Origin of the sequence: Kineosporia rhizophila, from assembly GCF_021277265.1 — a bacterium.
Taxonomy (GTDB): Bacteria; Actinomycetota; Actinomycetes; order Actinomycetales; family Kineosporiaceae; genus Kineosporia; species Kineosporia rhizophila.
In genome coordinates this window covers 622729-639820 of the sequence record NZ_JAJSOH010000001.1, presented here as the reverse complement: position 1 = coordinate 639820, position 17092 = coordinate 622729, and the positions used below count along the sequence as shown (strand labels likewise).

The window sequence follows — 17092 nt, the reverse complement described above, 5'->3', positions numbered from 1 at the left end:
CGGGTCAAGGAAGCGGTCGCCGCCTTGGGGTGGGATCGCAGAGGAAGGAACTCGCTTCATGAACCTCAACAGCAAAAAGGCGCGGATCCCGATCGCCGCGCTGGGCGTGACCGCCCTCTGCAGTGCAGGTCTGGGGATCTTCGCCTCACCGGCCCAGGCGGTTGGCCAAAGCCTCACCTTCGTGGGAGGTATGACCAATGCGTCGATCCTGGCTGCCGATCCGCAGGTGGATGCAGACTCCGCTGCGCTCACTTATGGAACGAAGGTGTCTGGGACGACCGGTACCGACACGCTCTACCTCGACGTGCTCACGGCACCTGCCGGTGGTGAGGTCTACGGTCAGCGCGTAGCGAGCAACGGTGCGCCAACCAACACCTTCGGGGCGACCGGGACGACGACGGCGCCGGTTTCACTGGCCACGACCCCGCTAGCCTCGGATATTTTGTACTTCGGTGCAGAAGATGCAGGTACCTACACGTTCCGGGTGTTCCAAGACACCAACGGTGACGGGATCTACCAGGCCAACTTTGACAGCACCACGCCCACCTTCACACTGAACGCGCGTGCTGCCGCTGATGCCTTCACGCTCGCCGCGCCCGCAACTGTGCAGGCTGGTACCAAGGCTGCCAAGGCCAAGGTGACCACCACGCTGACGACCGAGGACATTCGCGGTGGATCGCCGAGCGCCTTGGGCGATGCGATCGCCAAGGAGCTCTACTTCGACTTCGCAGACGCCGGCGGTGGTGTCACTGGTGAAAATGTTGACGGTGTAGGCCAGTACACAGCTGCGGACGGTATCTTCCGGTACATGTCGACCGGCACTGACGGTGCCGACGCCCTCGGGCGCGACGCCGGGACCCCGCACACGTTGACGACGCAATTGAAGCTGGGTAGCGCTGCCGGCGCCACCGTCGGCACGGCCCGGACGACTGAGATCACCAGCAACGGCGTCGCGACCTTGACGACCGCCGTAGACACTGGTCAGTCGGACAACGTCAAGGTGACCGGTGGCACGGTGAAGGTGCGCCCGGGCACCTCAGATGTGATGTTCACCGCCAAGGCGATGGACAACGCCGGTACGCCGGCGCCGGTCGCGAACGCGACGGTGACCTTCACTCTGACCGCCGGAGCAGGGATCGCTCTGACGGATCTGACCGCGAACGGTGCGGCTGTTCCGGCCAGTGGTGAAGTAACGGTCACCACGGGCGCGGACGGCATGGCAAAGCTGACTGTACGCAGTGCCAAGACGGCAGACGCCAATGCGTACACCGTGAACGCCTCCAGCGGTGCCGCGAACGCCACCCCGGCGCTGTCGGTCGCCTACCAGGCCGCAGCGGTCGACGCGGTGAAGATCACCAGCACCTCCACGGAACTGACTCCCAAGGTCGGGACTACTTCCGTGACGGTGAAGGGTAAGCTGGTCGACCAGTTCGGCAAGGACTTCCAGCCGCCGGCGAGTGAGAACCAGCAGGTGGCCGTCAGCGGCGACGCGACCGGTAACGCCGTATTGAGCAACGGGACGTTCAGCTACACCTACACCCCGACCACGCCTCCCGCTGCGGGCACCACGAACTCGCTGACCTTCACCTACGGGGGCAAGACCGCCACCGCAACGATTCAGTGGGCCAGTTCTGCCACTGCTTCGAAGGTCACCTTGACTGCCCCGGCCGACGGAGCCAAGGATCTGACGATCCAGGACAACACCGCCCCGGATGCCACACAGGTCGCGGCTTTCGGCAACACAACGGGTCAGATCGCCGGAACGGTACTAGGGGCTGACAACGCGCCTCTGGCCTACCAGAGTGTGAAGCTCACCGGCGGCAACGGTGTCTGGTTCTCCAGCGCTGCCACCCCGGACGCCGATCACCCGCTGATGGAGTCGATGGACGTCGTCTCCAACGCCTCGGGTGTGCTCTCCGGTGCATACGTTTTCTTCACGAAGTCCGGTGAGCACAAGATCACCGCGACCTCGGGTTCGGCCACAGCCTCCTCGACGGTCACGGTCAAGGCTCCGGCCAGCACCCAGGGCTACAACGTCACGGTCGACGACAACTCCGGTGCGCCCGGGGCCACGATGATTGTGACTGGCAAGGTTACGGACATCTTCGGGAACGCGGTTCCGGATGCCGACGTGACTCTGTCCACGGGGACCTCCACGATCGGTGCAATCGGATCGACCTACGTCACCACGAACGCCGCCGGTGTGTTCAGCACAACCTTCATCGGTGGTACCAATCAGAGTGGCGAGCTCGAACTGACCGCCAAGCTCGTCACCCCGGCCGTGCTGACGCCGAATGCCGCCTACAAGACGGCCGGCGTCACCCTGCCGGAGGGCAAGGAGAGCGGCACCGGAACCATCACGGTCGCGGCCACGAAGCTCACCCTGAGCTCGACGGCCAACGTCACCGCGGGTGGCCAGGGCGGAACGGCCAAGCTGTCCGGTACCTTCCGCCCGAACGTGTCGGTCGACATCTGGTCGAAGGAGTCCGGCGAGCGCTCGTACAGCCTGATGGACTCCGCGATGACGGACGCCGAGGGCGAGTTCGGTCTGTCCACCAGGGTGACCCGGTCGACGTACTTCATCGTCAAGGCCGACGGCATGAGCAGCGCCTCGTCGCTGACCGAGGTCTGGTCGAAGGTCAGCCTGAGCGGAAAGGCGCTGGGTAAGGGACGGGTTCAGCTCTCGGCCAACGGTGACCCGAACACCAAGGCGACGCTGAACTTCTACCAGGACGTCGCCGGCAAGGACAAGCTGCTGAAGAAGGTCACGTCCAGCACGTCCGGTGCGGGCAAGACCACGGTGAAGCTGGCGAAGGGCACGCGCTCGGTGTACGTGACCTTCAAGGCCCCCGGCACCAGCATGGGCAAGAGCAAGGTGCTCAAGATCAAGGTCAAGTGAATCGGTGGGCGCTGACCCACTGACGATCTGAAACCGGCGAAGGGCCGGCAATCCGAAAGGGTTGCCGGCCCTTCCGCGTTTTGGATGGGCTCGGCGGGGCAACCCGATTGGCCAGGACTGCCATAGCCCGGCCAGGCGCATGTGTACGTCAGAAAGGCGGATCATCGAGACCAGCTACCCTTCCCTGACTTTCGCCCCAGGGTGCATGGGGTGGTCTGCGTAGCGGTGGGGGATTCTGGTGGGCGCGGCGTTGAGCTTCCCGCCGCGCCTTCTGCATGTGGTTCTTCCACCAGTCCAGGCTGCTCTTCCATCGGCGAGTGCGGCGGGCGGTGCGTTCTTCGGAGGGCATGAGATCCACTCTGATCAAGGTTTCCGGTTCAGGCTCGGAGACTGTGGTCGGGAAGGACCACCCGGGCATGCCAGGTAGGCACGGTGGGGGCGTGTGATGCTGGGTGCCGTCGGGGGTGGTCCAGACCGTCGACCCGAAGGGAAACGGCTCGTCCGGCCGTGAGGCTCGGGCGGTCCAGCCTCCGAAGGTCTTCAGACGATGATGCGGACGGCAAGCGGGCCGCATGTTGCAGATGCAGCTCATCCCGCTCAGGCCAAAAGGCATGAGATGGTCCAGGTCACAGCTTGTTGCAGGGGTTGTGCAGCCGGGGAACACGCAGGTCGGGTAGAGCGACGTGAGGGCGTTGGTCAGAGCCTGCCCAGGTCGGTACCGACGAATGCCGGGCAAGCTGTGATCAAGCCCGGCCGGGCAGAGCTCTTCTGAGGTAACTCCCTCGCCCGAGCCCGGCTGATGGCTGTTGTGCGCGTCGGGGTGCGTGCAGGCTCCAGGCAGGATGATGAAGTTGACCTGTGCAGGCTTGATGCCGAGGCGGCGGGCCAGGCTTGCGGCGATGGGGCCATGGCCGTGCAGGAGGCCGGGAGTGTTGTCCAGGCCGAGAAGACTGGCGTCGGTGATCGTGACGTTCAGCAGGGTCTTGCGGCTGTTGCCACCGTTCAGGGCGAGAATCTGTTGCCAGGCCTTGGCTATGGAGGCGTGTACTGAAGTGGGGCGCGAAACAGACTCGGCGTCAGCGGGTTCCGCTGATTCGGCTTGTGACCGTGTGGAGGTGGCGGAAGTAGAGTCGGGGACATCGTGGGTGGTAGTGGCGGTGTCCTCGCCGGTGGCGGCGGTCTGGGTGGCGGCTGTGTCGGTGTCGGCGGCCTCTGCGTCTGCATCGTCGGCAAGCGGAATGGGCATGCCGTTCGTGACTGCCTGCACGAGAGCCGCCAGTGCATCGGCGCACCGCTGGTCATGGGTGCGAGGATCAGGGGCGCCTTCCTCTTGGGCGCGGTCGCGAGCGGCGTCCGCAGCGGCGTCGAGGAATCCGTGCAGCAGTTGTGCGATGTCGGCCGGGACCATGGCGGTGATCAGAGCCATTCCGTCGGCCAGGGCCTCGAACCGCACGTGCCGACTGCGCCGGGCTTCTTCATGGGCCTGCGTGCCGGCGTCGGGCTGGAGCTGAAGCAGGAGCCGATCGATCAGCCGTTCCAGATCGCGGCAGGTCAGGCCGGGGGCCTGGCTGGCGATCATGGCCTCGGTCATTCGCCAGCGGTCGCAGCCGGGTTCGAAGTTCTCGATCTCCTCGGCAGCCTGGTGCAGCCTGCGGGTGACGACGATCGCCCGGGCCTGATCCAGTCGGGCCTGTGCGAAGAGGGCCATGATCGTGGGGAGATCGTCGACCAGGCCCTGAGCATGTTCCAGCAGCGTGGTGGCGGTGCGGGGATGAAGGGTCATTTCCGGCGCTATCCGGGCTGAAGTGAGGCGTACTGAAGAGATCCGCGCCCCGGTATCGGCTGCAGCGTCGGTGTCTGCATCTTGGCCGTGGTCTGCCTTGTCCTGGCTGGTGCCTGCTTCGCGGTTGATCGGGTTGTTGCGGCGCTTGGTTGCGCGGCGGCGACGGGCCGGTGGCATCGCCTTCACCGCCTGCGCCAGGGTCGCGATCCGCTTGGCCTGTATGGACCGGATCAGCCACTCCTGCTGGACGGCCAGCTCGAGCAGTTGGTGGGAGATGGCCGCCGACGAGGCAGCTGACGAGTCAGCTGACGAGTCAGGCGACGAATCGGCGCAGCCGCGGTCGGGTAGTTCCGTCGGTGCGTCGGTGGGCGACTCGGTGGGTAGATCGGCGGGCCACTCGGTGGCTGGGTCGGCGGGCCGCTTGGTGGCTGAGTTTGCGGGCCACTCGGTGGCTGAGTCTGCGGGGTAGTTGGTGGCTGGATTGTTGGCTGGGACGGCGGGTGGAGCAGTGCATAGACCCTCCATGAATGCGGGATCCATTTCGTCCAGAAGCCACCTTGCCAGCGCCATCAGTTCCTTCGGCGCACGCCCCGCCAGGCGCCCTTCGGATAAAGAACTCACCGCAGTACCCCCGTCCCCCAACAGGTTTGGTGGATTTCCACCTACCAAGAGAGCATAACTGCCACCACCGACAAACTTGGACCTTCCGGATCGAAGGTGGCGGGCCGTTGTTGGCGCTGGCAGTGATGGCGGCATCGGTGGCAGGCCGTTGGTGGCGGAGCCATTGGTAGCGCTGGCAGTAGCGGCCACCCGTCGGCATGGCCCAGTGCATCGCCAAGCGAAGCCATAACAGCTTGTGACCCCGCACATTCGCCTGCTCCGAACGGGTGCCACCCTCAAGATCCGCCCATGTTGAGGCGCCTGTTTAAACCTTCATGCACCCGGCGTAGGCACTGTGCCCGGAACGCCCAGTGAGCCCCGGTCTGGTATCGGCTTTGTGAAGTACAAGAATCGACTCTCCGTCATCGAGAGTGCCGCCCTATCAGTCACCTTCACCCGGCCGGCAGATCCCACGATCACGGATCGGCGGTCAACCTCAAGTCACAGGCGGTGACCTACCGCCGCGATCACTGCCTGCCTTGCGGACGGCTTGAGGGAACGAGGACGACTTGGTCACCGGCGCACAACGGCAGCGAACCCGTCCCGCCTGGTCCGGGCTCGCCCTGGCCGCTCTCGTCGTGGTCGTCGCCCTGTTCGCACCGCAGTTCGCCGGGGCGGGCCCGAACGGCAACAGCCAGAGCTTGCGGACGCTCGCCAGCACCGACGCGGTCGGCGGCCAGTTGAGCGGTGGGTTGCAGAAGACGGCGGCGCAGACCTCGTCGTACTCGATCATGCAGGCGCGCCTGAACAGCGGTAAGACGATCGATGCGCGCTGGAACCCGTGCCAGACCGCGATCACCTACCGGGTCAACCTCAGCGGCCTGCCCAAGGCCAAGCGGGCGGCGATGCTGAAGACCGTCAAGGCCTCGTTCAAGCGGCTGTCCGCCGCGACCGGGATGACCTACCGGTACAAGGGCACCACCAGCTTCGTTCCCCGGCAGGACAACCTGACCAAGCAGCCGGCCGAGATCGTGGTCGCCGCGGTGTCCAAGAAGCGCACCGACTTCCCGATGACCGCGCGCAGCCTCGGCTACGGCGGGGTGCTGTGGTCGACCTGGTACGGCAGCCAGGGGGAGGGCGCCGCGGTGATGCGCGGCTACGTGGTGCTCGAGGCCGCGGCGATCCAGAAGCTGAAGACCGGTTTCGGCCGGGGCCTGCGGCAGAGCAACGTGATCCTGCACGAGCTCGGGCACGCCACCGGGTTGGACCACGTGAGCAGCCGCCGGCAGCAGATGTACCCGACGCTGACCGCCTCCTCGCCCAGCGGCTTCGCCAAGGGGGACCTGGCCGGCCTGGCCCGGGTGGGGAAGAAGGCCGGCTGCATCGAGGTACCGGCCAACGTCAGCATCAGCGACCTGAGCTGACCTGCGTAAGCCCTCCGACACCCCTCCGGCCCACCCGAACCGACCGGCCCGCGTGGTCACCGCCGGTGCCCTCAGTGCCTGCTCAAGAGTGACCCGCGGATGCCGATGAAAAAACCAACGTCCGGACCATGCGGTTGTTCTTGAAGGAGAGTTGATGGAGGCGATCGACGAGATCGTTGCCGAGTTCCTGGTCGAGTCGCACGAGAATCTCGACCAGCTCGACACCGACCTGCTCGCTCTGGAGCAGGACCCCACCTCGCGTGATCTGCTGGGCAGCATCTTCCGCACCATCCACACGATCAAGGGCACCAGCGGTTTCCTGGCGTTCAACAAGCTCGAGAAGCTCACCCACGTCGGTGAGAACCTGCTCAGCCGGATGCGCGACGGCAAGATCATCCTCAACGAGGAGCGGGCCAGCGCGCTGCTGGCCATGGTCGACGCCGTCCGCGGCCTCTTGTCCAACATCGAGGCCAGCGGGGGCGAGGGCGACGACGACCACACCGAGCTGGTCGCCCGGCTGGGCACGCTGCTGGAAGACGGGGCGTCGGCCCCGGCGCCGCTGATCCCGGCCCAGAGCAGCAGCCCCGAGGGCGCCACCGAGCAGGTCGTGGCCCAGGCCACCGAGCAGGCGGGCGACCCGGCCGGGGCCTCGACCGAGGAGGTCGTCCAGGCGGCGGCCCAGGCCGCCGCCGACCGGGCCATCGAGGCCGCGCACGAACTGGCCGAGGCGGCCAAGGGCCACCCCGAGGAGATCCCGACCGGGGCGCAGGTGGTCACGGCCGAGGTCTCGATCACCAACGTGCCGGAGACGCCGGCGCCCGCCGCAGCGGCCCCGGCTCCCACGCCCGCTCCCGCACCGGCCCCCGCACCCGCCCCGGCGGCCGAGAAGGCCAAGCCGGCCCCGGAACCCGGGGAGGGCGGCGAGCAGAAGCGCTCGGTGGTCGAGTCCTCGGTGCGGGTGGACATCGGGCTGCTGGACACCCTGATGTCGATGGTGGGCGAGCTCGTGCTCTCCCGTAACGCCCTGGTCTCCGAGCTCGACGAGCAGAACGACAGCGCCCTGGCCCGGTCCGCGCAGCGGCTCTCGCTGATCACCAGCGAGCTGCAGGAGCAGGTCATGAAGACCCGCATGCAGCCGGTCGACACGGTCTGGTCGAAACTGCCCCGAGTCGTCCGTGACCTCTCCCGCCAGCTCGAGCGCAACGTGAAGCTCGAGATGGAGGGTCGTGACACCGAACTGGACCGGAGCGTTCTCGAGGCCATCAAGGACCCGATGACGCACCTCGTCCGTAATGCCATCGACCACGGCATCGAGCCGCCGGACGTACGGATCGCCAAGGGCAAGAACCCGGAGGGCACGCTCACCCTGCGCGCCTACCACGAGGCCGGCCTGGTCCACCTCGAGATCATCGACGACGGTGCGGGGATCGACCACACCATCGTCGGCGCCAAGGCCGTCGAGCGGGGTCTGGTCACTCAGGCCGCGCTGGAGAAGATGACGCCGCGGGAGATCACCCAGTCGATCTTCCTGCCCGGCTTCTCCACCGCGGCCAAGGTCACCAACGTCTCCGGCCGCGGGGTCGGCATGGACGTGGTGAAGACCCGGATCGAGGCGATCGGCGGTTCCGTCGACGTCGTCTCGAACAAGGGCGCCGGGTCCACCTTCCGGCTCAGCATCCCGCTGACCCTGGCGATCATCCCGGCCCTGACCATCGGCTGCTCCGGTCACCGGTACGCGGTGCCGCAGGTCAGCGTGCTGGAGCTGGTGCGCCTGTCCGGCGAGCACGCCCGGGGCGGGATCGAGCACATCTCCGGGGCCCCGGTCTACCGGCTGCGCGGCGCGCTGCTGCCCCTGGTGCAGCTGGACGAGCAGCTCGGCCTGGTGCCCTTCGGCACCTCCAGCGGCGGCGGCAAGAACGGTGACGGCCGCGGCGGCTTCATCGTCGTCCTGCAGGCCGAGCAGCACCGCTTCGGCCTGGTCGTCGACGACGTCCTGGACACCCAGGAGATCGTGGTCAAGCCGCTCGGCCGGCACCTCAAGGCGCTGCCGATGTACCAGGGCGCCACGATCCACGGTGACGGCAGCGTGGTGCTCATCCTCGACGCCACGGCGATCGCCCGGCAGGCCGACGTGCTGTCGAACCCGGCCGGGGCGGCCAGCTCGGCAGTCACCGAGGAGACCACGGCGATCGACCCGGTGCTGGTGGTCGAGCTGTCCGGGGGCCGGCGCACCGCCATCCCGCTGGACATGGTCACCCGGCTGGAAGAGATCCCGACCAACACCATCGAGCGGGTCGGCGGACGCGAGGTGGTCCAGTACCGGGGCCACATCATGCCGCTGGTCCGGCTGGCCAGTCTGCTCGGCGCCTACGGCGACGAGAGCGACTCCGAGCGCCTGCAGCTGGTGGTCTACACCCGCGGCGAGCGCAGCGTCGGGTTCGCGGTCGAGCGGATCATGGACATCGCCACCGAGCGCGCCGGCTCCCGGTCCGACATCGACGACCACGCCCTGCTGGGCTCGATCGTCGTCGGTGACCGGGTGGTCGAGCTGCTCGACGTGCAGGCCGCGGTGCTCGCCGCCGACCCTGCCTTCTACCAGGACGACGCCGGAGCCACGACGATGCAGCAGCTCGGCGACATGTACGAGGAGGCGCTGTGACCCAGCTGTCCACTTTCCACGTCGGTTCCTACCTGTTCGGGGTGGAGGTCGCCCTGGTGCAGGAGGTGGTCCGGATGAACCAGTTCACGCCGGTGCCGCTCTCCCAGCCCGAGGTGGCCGGCCTGATCAACCTGCGCGGTGAGGTGCTGACCGCGATCGACGTGCGGGCCCGGCTGGGCCTGCCGCCCAGCGGTGAGGACAAGCCGCAGGTGAACGTGGTGGTCCGGGTCGACGACGAGCCGGTGAGCCTGCTGGTCGACGAGATCGGCGGGGTGGTGGAGGTTTCGCAGGTCCCCTTCGAGACCACCCCCTCCACGGTGAACGCCCAGGTCGGCTCGCTGCTGCTCGGCGCCTACACGATGCCCGAGAAGCTCCTGCTGGCGCTGGACGCCCGGGCCCTGCTGGCCATGGACGAGAGCCGCTCGACCGCCGCCTGAGGGCGCCGGCCGGAGGACGGAGGGGGACCGACTCGATGCAGGCACTGGTGATCGACGACTCGCGGGCCATGCGGGCGATCCTGACCAAGCAACTCGGCGCACTCGGCTTCGACGTCGCGCAGGCCTTCGACGGCCGCGACGCGATGGACCTGCTCGACCAGGGCTACGTGCCCGACGTGGCCCTGGTCGACTGGAACATGCCACGGATGGACGGACTCAGCTTCATCAAGGCGGTCCGTGTCAGGGAGGAGTTCCGGGACGTGACGCTGATGATGGTCACCACCGAGAGCGAACAGGCCAACATCGTCCGGGCTCTGGCCGCCGGCGCGCACGAGTACGTGATCAAACCGTTCACCGAAGAGGTGATCGCCGACAAGCTGGCGCTCCTGGGATTGGTGGGGGTATGAGCGGGTCACTCATCCGCGTCCTGATCGTCGACGACTCGGTGGTCATCCGCCGGTTGATCAAGGAGATCCTGGACGCCGACCCCCGGATCGAGGTGGTCGGGGTCGCCCACAACGGGCAGGTCGCGATCGGCAAGGTCGAGGAACTGAAGCCGGACGCCGTGACCATGGACATCGAGATGCCCGTGATGAACGGGGTCGACGCGGTCCGGGCCCTGCGAAAGACCCACCCACGCCTGCCGATCGTGATGTTCTCCACCCTGACCGAGCGCGGCGCCTCGGCCACCATGGACGCGCTCGCGGCCGGGGCCAGCGACTACGTCACGAAGCCGGCCAACGTCGGCAGCGTGATGGAGAGCCGCAAGAACATCTCCGAGCAGCTGGTGCCGAAGCTGGTGGCGCTCACCGGGGCCCGGAAGGTGGTCGGGGTCGCTCGCGCCCCGATGCCGCCGCCGCAGCCTCCGGCCGGGCAGTCACGCGCCTCCGGAACCACTCGTCGTACGCAGCCTTTCGGCCTGCTCGCGATCGGTAGCTCGACCGGGGGCCCGGACGCCCTGGCCACCGTGCTCAGTGCGCTGCCGGGAGAGCTCCCGGTGCCGGTGGTGATCACCCAGCACATGCCGCCGGTGTTCACCAAGATGCTGGCACAGCGCCTGAACTCGACCTGCAAGCTGAGCATCAGCGAGGCGGCCGAGGGTGATTCGGTGGAGCGCGGCAAGGTGCTGATCGCTCCCGGCGGTCTGCACATGGAGCTGAAGACCCGGGGTACGGGGGTTTTCGTGCACCTGAGCGACGCGCCGCCGGAGAACTTCTGCCGCCCCGCGGTGGACGTGATGTTCCGCTCGGTGGCCGCGGTGTACCGCAACCGGGTGCTCGCGGTGGTGCTGACCGGCATGGGTAAGGACGGCGCCCTGGGCGCCGGGGTGATCCGGGCGGCCGGTGGCGAGGTGTTCGCCCAGGACGAGGCCACCAGTGTGGTCTGGGGCATGCCGGGGGCCACGGTGATGGCCGGGCAGGCCGACCGGGTGCTGCCGCTGGAGCAGATGGCCGGCACGGTGACCTCGGCGCTCAGCGCGAACCAGGGCGCCGGTCAGAGCGGGTCCACGCGTCAGGCCAACGGCCCGGTTCCGGGCGGAGTGAGGGCATGACGCTTGCCGACACCGACTTCACCTTCGTCACCGGAATGGTCCGGCAGCGCAGTTCGATCGACCTGCAGCCGGGCAAGGAGTACCTGGTGGAGTCCCGGCTGGCCCCGGTCGCGCGGAAGTTCGGCGACAAGGACCTGACCGCGCTCGTGCACCGGCTGCGCCGCAACGACCGCGAGGCCTGCGACGCGGTGGTGGACGCGCTGACCACCAACGAGACCTCGTTCTTCCGTGACCAGCACCCGTTCGACGCGTTCAGCAACCTGATGCTGCCCGAGCTCAAGCGCAACGGCGGCCCGACCGTGAACGTCTGGTCGGCGGCGTCCTCCAGCGGGCAGGAAGCCTACTCACTGGCCCTTCTGCTGCTGGACTGGCTGCCGATGAACCCAGGGAAGACCGCGCGGATCCACGGGACCGACATCTCGCCGACCATGGTCGCCCGGGCCACGGCCGGAAAGTTCAGTCAGCTCGAGATCAATCGCGGAATGCCGGTCAAGTACCTGGTCAAGTACTTCGATCAGGTGGGCAGGGACTGGATCGTCAAGCCGGAGGTACGGGCCCTGACCAGCTTCCGGCAGGGCAATCTGGCGATGCCGCCGGTGGGTCTGCCGCCGATCGACATCGTGTTCCTGCGCAACGTGCTCATCTACTTCGATCTGCCGACCAAGCGCCAGGTTCTGGCGAATGTCCGCAAAGCCCTCAAGCCCGGGGGGTTCCTGGTGCTGGGCGGGGCCGAGAGCACGCTCAGCCTGGACGGGAACTTCGCCCGGGTGGAGACCGAGAAGGTAGTGATCTTTCGAAACGGAGGAGGGACATGAGCGTCTTCACCGACCTGGACGACGATGTGCGGGAGGAACTCGGGGTGATCCTCACCGACGTGTTCTCCTCCGTGCTCAAGGAAGAAGCGATCGTCACCAACAACCAGCTGCCGGTCGGCCCGACCGTGATGTCACGGCTGGCCATCCACGACCGGTCCGACGTCACCGACGAGACCGACACCACCGCAGGTGAGTTCGCGGTGATCGAGGTGCGCGTCGGGGCGAGCCTGGCCAGGGTCATGGCGGCCCGGATGATGTCGGTCAGCTCTCCGGGCCCGAACGACCTCAGCGACTCGATCGCCGAGATCAGCAACATCGCCGGCGGCAACGTCAAGACGCTCCTGTGCACCCACGCCCGGCTCTCGCTGCCGGCCGCGCAGATCGTCGAGGACGAGCAGTTCGCCGAGGCCGAGCCGGCTGACGGCAGCACCTACGTCCGGGCCATCGTGCTCGGCCACGTCGTCCAGCTCGCCATCCACCCCCAAGCCCCGGTGGCAGACCTGCTCTGGCCTCCGGACAATTCCGACGCAACCCTGGAGCCGACCCCATGAAGATCCTTGTCACCGACGACAGCAGCGTCATGCGGAAGATCGTCGTCCGCACCATACGCCAGGCCGGCCTCGGAAAGCACGAGATCATCGAGGCCGAGAACGGGCGGATGGGCCTGGAGATGGCCCAGGCGGAGAAGCCCGACCTGATCCTCTCGGACTGGAACATGCCGGAGATGACCGGCATCGAGTTCCTCAAGGCGCTGCGCGCCAGCGGCAGCACCACGCCCTTCTGCTTCGTGACCTCGGAGGGCTCGGACGAGATGCGTGAGATGGCCGACTCGGCCGGCGCCATCGGAGTGATCGTCAAGCCCTTCACCGCGGAAATCTTCTCAGACACACTCGGAACGGTGGTTTCCTGATGAGCGTTCAGACCGAGCAGCAGTCGCCGATGCCGAGCCGGCACTCGGTGCGCAACACGATCGAGGGCCTGATCGGCCGCGACGTAGACCTGTCGGACGGGGTCGCCCCGCCGGCCAAGTCAACCAACGTGGTTGCTGTGTACGTCACCGACCAGCTGAAGACGTCGGCCCTGGCGGTGGTGGACCTGGAGTGTGCGGCCCGGATCGGCGGGGCCCTGGGCATGATCCCGAAGGGTGTGGTGGACGAGGCGATCAAGACCCGCACGCTGCCGCAGGACCTCGAGGAGATGTGCTACGAGGTGCTCAACGTGATGGCCTCGATCTTCAACCTGCCGAACCACCCGCACGTGCGGCTGTACGAGATGTACGCGCCGAACTCGGTGATCCCGGCGGACGTCGCGGCCCTGGCCGCCACGGTGGGCAACCGGATGGACGTCAAACTGAAGATCGCCGGGTACGGGGACGGAACCCTTTCGATCGTCATCAAGTAAACAGGGGCGAGCTCGAGAGTGGCGATGTCGGAATCCGGTGCCCATCCCGGTGATTCGTCCGAGGTCACGGCCGGTGCGCCGGTACCCGCGCCAGGTGCGCGGGTACCGGCGCAGACGCGCGCCCCGGCCGATGCGGTTCGCGACGTCAAGGTCGGCCGGCAGGGACTGTACGACGTCCGCCGCTCGCTGGTGGCCTACGAGGTGCTCTTCCACTCGAGCAGTTCGGGTAACTCCGGCGCCGAGGTCGGTGACCGCGCCACCTCCCAGGTGATCGCCTCCACCTTCGGCACGTTCGGGGTCGACCGGATCGCCGGGGCGCGACCGGTCTTCATCGGTTTCACCCGGGCCTTCCTCACCGGGATCATCCCGATCCCGGTGGAGCCGGCCGGGGTGGTGGTGGAGATCTCGGCGACCATGATGGTGGACGCGGAACTGCTGGCCGGGGTCGAGGAGTTGCGTTCCGACGGCTACCGGCTCGCGCTGTGCGACTACCGGGGGCAGCCGGAGTGCTCGGCCCTGCTCGACCTGGTCGACTACGTGCGCATCGACGTCCCCGCGCACACCGGCCTGGAGCTGGCCGAGCTGGCCGCCCGGGTGACCGGGCACGGCCGGGCGATGATCGGCGCCGGCATCGAGGACGAGGACACCCTGAAAAGGGTTGCCGGGCTGGGGTTCGGCCTTCTGCAGGGGCCGTACCTGGAGAAGCCGACGGTGCTGCAGCGGCGCACCCTCAGCCCGACCCAGCTGGTCTGTGTGCGTCTGCTGGGCCAGCTCGCGGATCCCGACCTGGACATCGTCCGGCTCGAACCGGCGATCGGCAGCGACCCGGGCCTGGCCCTGCGGTTGCTGCGCACGGCGAACTCGGCGGCCGCCGGAACCAGCCGTCAGATCTCGTCGCTGCGGCAGGCGCTGGTGATCATCGGTCCGCGCCGCCTGCGCTCGTGGCTGGTGCTGATCCTGCTGGAGGGCCCGTCCACCACCTCGCCCGCCGACCGGCTGTGGAAGGTGCTGGCCCGGGCGCACGCCTGCCGGTCGCTGGCGCCCCAGTCGGCCGCCGACGTGGCCTTCACGGCCGGGCTGCTCTCCGGGGCGGCCGAACTGCTGGGGGCTGCGCCGCACACCGTTGCGGAGGCCGCCGGAGTCACCCAGGAAGTGCGCGACGCGTTGGTCAGCGGGCTGGGCGGCGCCGGCACGGCGCTGCACGCGGTGCTGGCGCACGAGCAGGACGACGACGAGGGGGTACGGGCCAGCGGCCTGGCCCCCTACGACGTGTCTCACGCCTACCTGGAGTCGCTCAGCGAGTCGCTGCGTCTGGTCGAGGAGATCACCGGAGCAACCCGAGACTGAAACTTATGGACGTCCGTGCCCACGAACGTCCATAAGTTGGCTTTGTTGTCTGGGCACCAAAAACTCGACTTACGGACGTCCGCAGAGGCGGACGTCCGTTGGTTTGAGAGACTGTGCCCCGTGAGCCAGCACTTCTACTCCGCCTATCACCAGGGCTTCCTGCGCGTCGCCGCGTGCACCATGCGCACGGCGATCGCCGATCCCGACACCAACGCCGAGTCGGTGCTGCGGATCGCGCGGGACAACCACGACGAGGGGGTCGGGCTGGCAGTCTTTCCCGAGCTGACCCTCACCGGGTACTCGATCGAGGACCTGCTGCTCAACGAGACCGTGCTCGACCAGGCCGAGGCGGCCCTGCTGAAGGTGGTCGAGGGCTCCGCCGGCCTCACCCCGGTGCTGGTGGTCGGGCTTCCCCTGCGCCACCGGCACCGCCTGTACAACTGTGCGGCGGTGATCCACGACGGGCGTCTGCTCGGGGTGGCGCCCAAGTCGTACCTGCCGAACTACCGCGAGTTCTACGAGGCCCGGCAGATGGCGGCCGGCCGCGACATCGACGGCGGCCAGAGCATCACCGTCGCCGGTCAGCGGGTGCCGTTCGGCAACGACCTGCTGTTCAGCGCGCTCGACGTGCCCGGCTTCGTGCTGCACGTGGAGATCTGCGAGGACATGTGGGTGCCGGTTCCGCCCAGCGCCCGGGCCGCCCTCGAGGGGGCGACCGTGCTGGTCAACCTGTCCGGCAGCCCGATCACCATCGGCCGCGCCGAGGACCGCAAGCTGCTGTGCCGCTCGGCCTCCTCCCGCTGCCTGGCCGCGTACGTCTACGCCGCGGCGGGCGAGGGCGAGTCCACCACCGACCTGTCCTGGGACGGGCAGACGATGGTCTACGAGAACGGCGTTCTGCTGGCCGAGGGGGAGCGGTTCCCGAACGGCGACCGGCGCACCGTGGCCGACGTCGACCTGGACCTGCTCCGCTCGGAACGCCTGCGGATGGGCTCGTTCGACGACAACCGGCAGGCCCGCGAGCACGAGTTCCAGCACATCGAGTTCGAGCTCAAGCCCCCGGCCGGTGACATCGGCCTGCGCCGCGAGGTGGAGCGCTTCCCGTTCGTGCCGGCCGACGAGTCCCGGCTCGAGCTGGACTGCTACGAGGCCTACAACATCCAGGTGGCGGGGCTGCGGCAGCGGCTGCGGGCGATCGGGCAGCCGAAGATCGTGATCGGGGTCTCCGGCGGCCTCGACTCCACCCACGCCCTGATCGTGGCGGCCAAGGCGATGGACGAGGAGAAGCGGCCCCGCACCGACATTCTCGCCTTCACCCTGCCCGGCTTCGCCACCAGCGACCGCACCAAGAACCAGGCGATCGGCCTGGCCGAGGCGCTCGGCGTGACGTTCGAGGAGCTGGACATGAAGCCGGCCGCCGAACTGCTGCTCACCGACCTGAAACACCCGTTCGCCGGCGGGGAACCGGTGTACGACATCACCTTCGAGAACGTCCAGGCCGGCCTGCGCACCGACTACCTGTTCCGGCTGGCCAACCAGCGCGGCGGCATCGTGCTGGGCACCGGCGACCTCTCCGAGCTGGCGCTGGGCTGGTCCACCTACGGGGTGGGCGACCAGATGTCGCACTACAACGTCAACGGCGGCGTGCCCAAAACGCTGATGCAGCACCTGATCCGCTGGGTCATCTCGTCCGGCCAGTTCGAGGAGCGGGTGGGCAAGCTGCTGCAGGACGTGGTCGGCGGTGAGATCAGCCCGGAACTGGTCCCGGTCGGCGAGGACGGGATCACCCAGAGCACCGAGGCCAAGGTCGGCCCGTACTCGCTGCAGGACTTCTCGCTGTTCTACACGCTGCGCTACGGATTCCGGCCCTCGAAGATCGGGTTCCTGGCTCTGCACGCCTGGGTCGACGCCACCGAGGGCAGCTGGCCGCCGCACTTCCCGCCGGAGAGCCGGGTCGAGTTCGACCTGCCGGTGATCCGGCACTGGCTCGAGGTCTTCGCCCAGCGGTTCTTCGCGTTCAGTCAGTTCAAGCGCTCGGCTATGCCGAACGGCCCGAAAGTCACTGCGGGCGGCTCACTCTCGCCGCGCGGCGACTGGCGGGCCCCCTCCGACGCCTCGGCCCGGATCTGGCTGGAGGAGATCCGGCGCGAGGTGCCCGGGAGCTAGGCCCTTCTC

At 68.0% G+C, this 17092-nt stretch carries 13 protein-coding genes; 12 read left to right on the top strand and 1 reads right to left on the bottom strand.

Annotation, left to right across the window (positions count from 1 at the left end; genetic code table 11):
- Positions 1 to 58: 58 nt before the first annotated feature.
- The gene (locus LWF15_RS02925) at positions 59 to 2899 is read left to right on the top strand and encodes a hypothetical protein (RefSeq protein WP_232808756.1); all 2841 of its coding nucleotides are present in this window, start codon (positions 59 to 61) and stop codon (positions 2897 to 2899) included.
- A gap of 148 nt (positions 2900 to 3047) precedes the next feature.
- Here the strand turns inward: LWF15_RS02925 and LWF15_RS02920 are convergent, their stop codons facing one another.
- Positions 3048 to 5303 carry an HNH endonuclease signature motif containing protein gene (locus tag LWF15_RS02920; RefSeq protein ID WP_232808755.1) on the bottom strand — a complete coding sequence of 752 codons (2256 nt, stop codon included), beginning with the start codon at positions 5301 to 5303 and terminating at the stop codon, positions 3048 to 3050.
- A 548-nt stretch (positions 5304 to 5851) separates the two neighbouring features.
- On the opposite strand from LWF15_RS02920, the gene LWF15_RS02915 reads away from it, so the two are divergent.
- The 11 genes from LWF15_RS02915 (at position 5852) to LWF15_RS02865 (ending at position 17083) form a co-directional block, all read left to right on the top strand.
- Positions 5852 to 6706: a matrixin family metalloprotease gene (locus LWF15_RS02915; RefSeq protein WP_232808754.1), complete on the top strand. Its 855-nt coding sequence runs from the start codon at positions 5852 to 5854 to the stop codon at positions 6704 to 6706.
- Between the two features lie 154 nt (positions 6707 to 6860).
- Positions 6861 to 9365 (top strand): chemotaxis protein CheA, encoded by a 2505-nt coding sequence (locus LWF15_RS02910; protein ID WP_232808753.1) that lies wholly within the window; start codon positions 6861 to 6863, stop codon positions 9363 to 9365.
- Complete coding sequence (locus LWF15_RS02905; protein WP_232808752.1) at positions 9362 to 9802, top strand: chemotaxis protein CheW; 441 nt, start codon at positions 9362 to 9364, stop codon at positions 9800 to 9802. The genes LWF15_RS02910 and LWF15_RS02905 overlap by 4 nt, the downstream gene beginning before the upstream one ends.
- Positions 9803 to 9837: 35 nt before the next feature.
- Positions 9838 to 10209 carry a response regulator gene (locus tag LWF15_RS02900; RefSeq protein WP_232808751.1) on the top strand — a complete coding sequence of 124 codons (372 nt, stop codon included), beginning with the start codon at positions 9838 to 9840 and terminating at the stop codon, positions 10207 to 10209.
- Positions 10206 to 11354 (top strand): protein-glutamate methylesterase/protein-glutamine glutaminase, encoded by a 1149-nt coding sequence (locus tag LWF15_RS02895; RefSeq protein ID WP_232808750.1) that lies wholly within the window; start codon positions 10206 to 10208, stop codon positions 11352 to 11354. The genes LWF15_RS02900 and LWF15_RS02895 overlap by 4 nt, the downstream gene beginning before the upstream one ends.
- The gene (locus LWF15_RS02890) at positions 11351 to 12169 is read left to right on the top strand and encodes a CheR family methyltransferase (RefSeq protein ID WP_232808749.1); all 819 of its coding nucleotides are present in this window, start codon (positions 11351 to 11353) and stop codon (positions 12167 to 12169) included. Before LWF15_RS02895 ends, LWF15_RS02890 begins: the two co-directional genes overlap by 4 nt.
- Complete coding sequence (locus LWF15_RS02885; RefSeq protein WP_232808748.1) at positions 12166 to 12720, top strand: chemotaxis protein CheX; 555 nt, start codon at positions 12166 to 12168, stop codon at positions 12718 to 12720. The genes LWF15_RS02890 and LWF15_RS02885 overlap by 4 nt, the downstream gene beginning before the upstream one ends.
- Complete coding sequence (locus LWF15_RS02880) at positions 12717 to 13079, top strand: response regulator (protein ID WP_232808747.1); 363 nt, start codon at positions 12717 to 12719, stop codon at positions 13077 to 13079. The genes LWF15_RS02885 and LWF15_RS02880 overlap by 4 nt, the downstream gene beginning before the upstream one ends.
- Complete coding sequence (locus LWF15_RS02875) at positions 13079 to 13570, top strand: hypothetical protein (RefSeq protein WP_232808746.1); 492 nt, start codon at positions 13079 to 13081, stop codon at positions 13568 to 13570. The genes LWF15_RS02880 and LWF15_RS02875 overlap by 1 nt, the downstream gene beginning before the upstream one ends.
- Positions 13571 to 13594: 24 nt before the next feature.
- Positions 13595 to 14917, top strand: coding sequence for an EAL and HDOD domain-containing protein (locus LWF15_RS02870; protein WP_232808745.1), 1323 nt, complete (start codon positions 13595 to 13597; stop codon positions 14915 to 14917).
- A 120-nt stretch (positions 14918 to 15037) separates the two neighbouring features.
- The gene (locus tag LWF15_RS02865; RefSeq protein ID WP_232808744.1) at positions 15038 to 17083 is read left to right on the top strand and encodes an NAD(+) synthase; all 2046 of its coding nucleotides are present in this window, start codon (positions 15038 to 15040) and stop codon (positions 17081 to 17083) included.
- Positions 17084 to 17092: the final 9 nt, after the last annotated feature.

Bases quoted from the DNA above. Each gene is read 5' to 3' on its own strand.
- LWF15_RS02925 (WP_232808756.1), top strand. From the start codon at position 59: ATGAACCTCAACAGCAAAAAGGCGCGGATCCCGATCGCCGCGCTGGGC.
- LWF15_RS02910 (WP_232808753.1), top strand. From the start codon at position 6,861: ATGGAGGCGATCGACGAGATCGTTGCCGAGTTCCTGGTCGAGTCGCAC.
- LWF15_RS02900 (WP_232808751.1), top strand. From the start codon at position 9,838: ATGCAGGCACTGGTGATCGACGACTCGCGGGCCATGCGGGCGATCCTG.
- LWF15_RS02895 (WP_232808750.1), top strand. From the start codon at position 10,206: ATGAGCGGGTCACTCATCCGCGTCCTGATCGTCGACGACTCGGTGGTC.
- LWF15_RS02890 (WP_232808749.1), top strand. From the start codon at position 11,351: ATGACGCTTGCCGACACCGACTTCACCTTCGTCACCGGAATGGTCCGG.
- LWF15_RS02885 (WP_232808748.1), top strand. From the start codon at position 12,166: ATGAGCGTCTTCACCGACCTGGACGACGATGTGCGGGAGGAACTCGGG.
- LWF15_RS02880 (WP_232808747.1), top strand. From the start codon at position 12,717: ATGAAGATCCTTGTCACCGACGACAGCAGCGTCATGCGGAAGATCGTC.
- LWF15_RS02875 (WP_232808746.1), top strand. From the start codon at position 13,079: ATGAGCGTTCAGACCGAGCAGCAGTCGCCGATGCCGAGCCGGCACTCG.
- LWF15_RS02870 (WP_232808745.1), top strand. From the start codon at position 13,595: ATGTCGGAATCCGGTGCCCATCCCGGTGATTCGTCCGAGGTCACGGCC.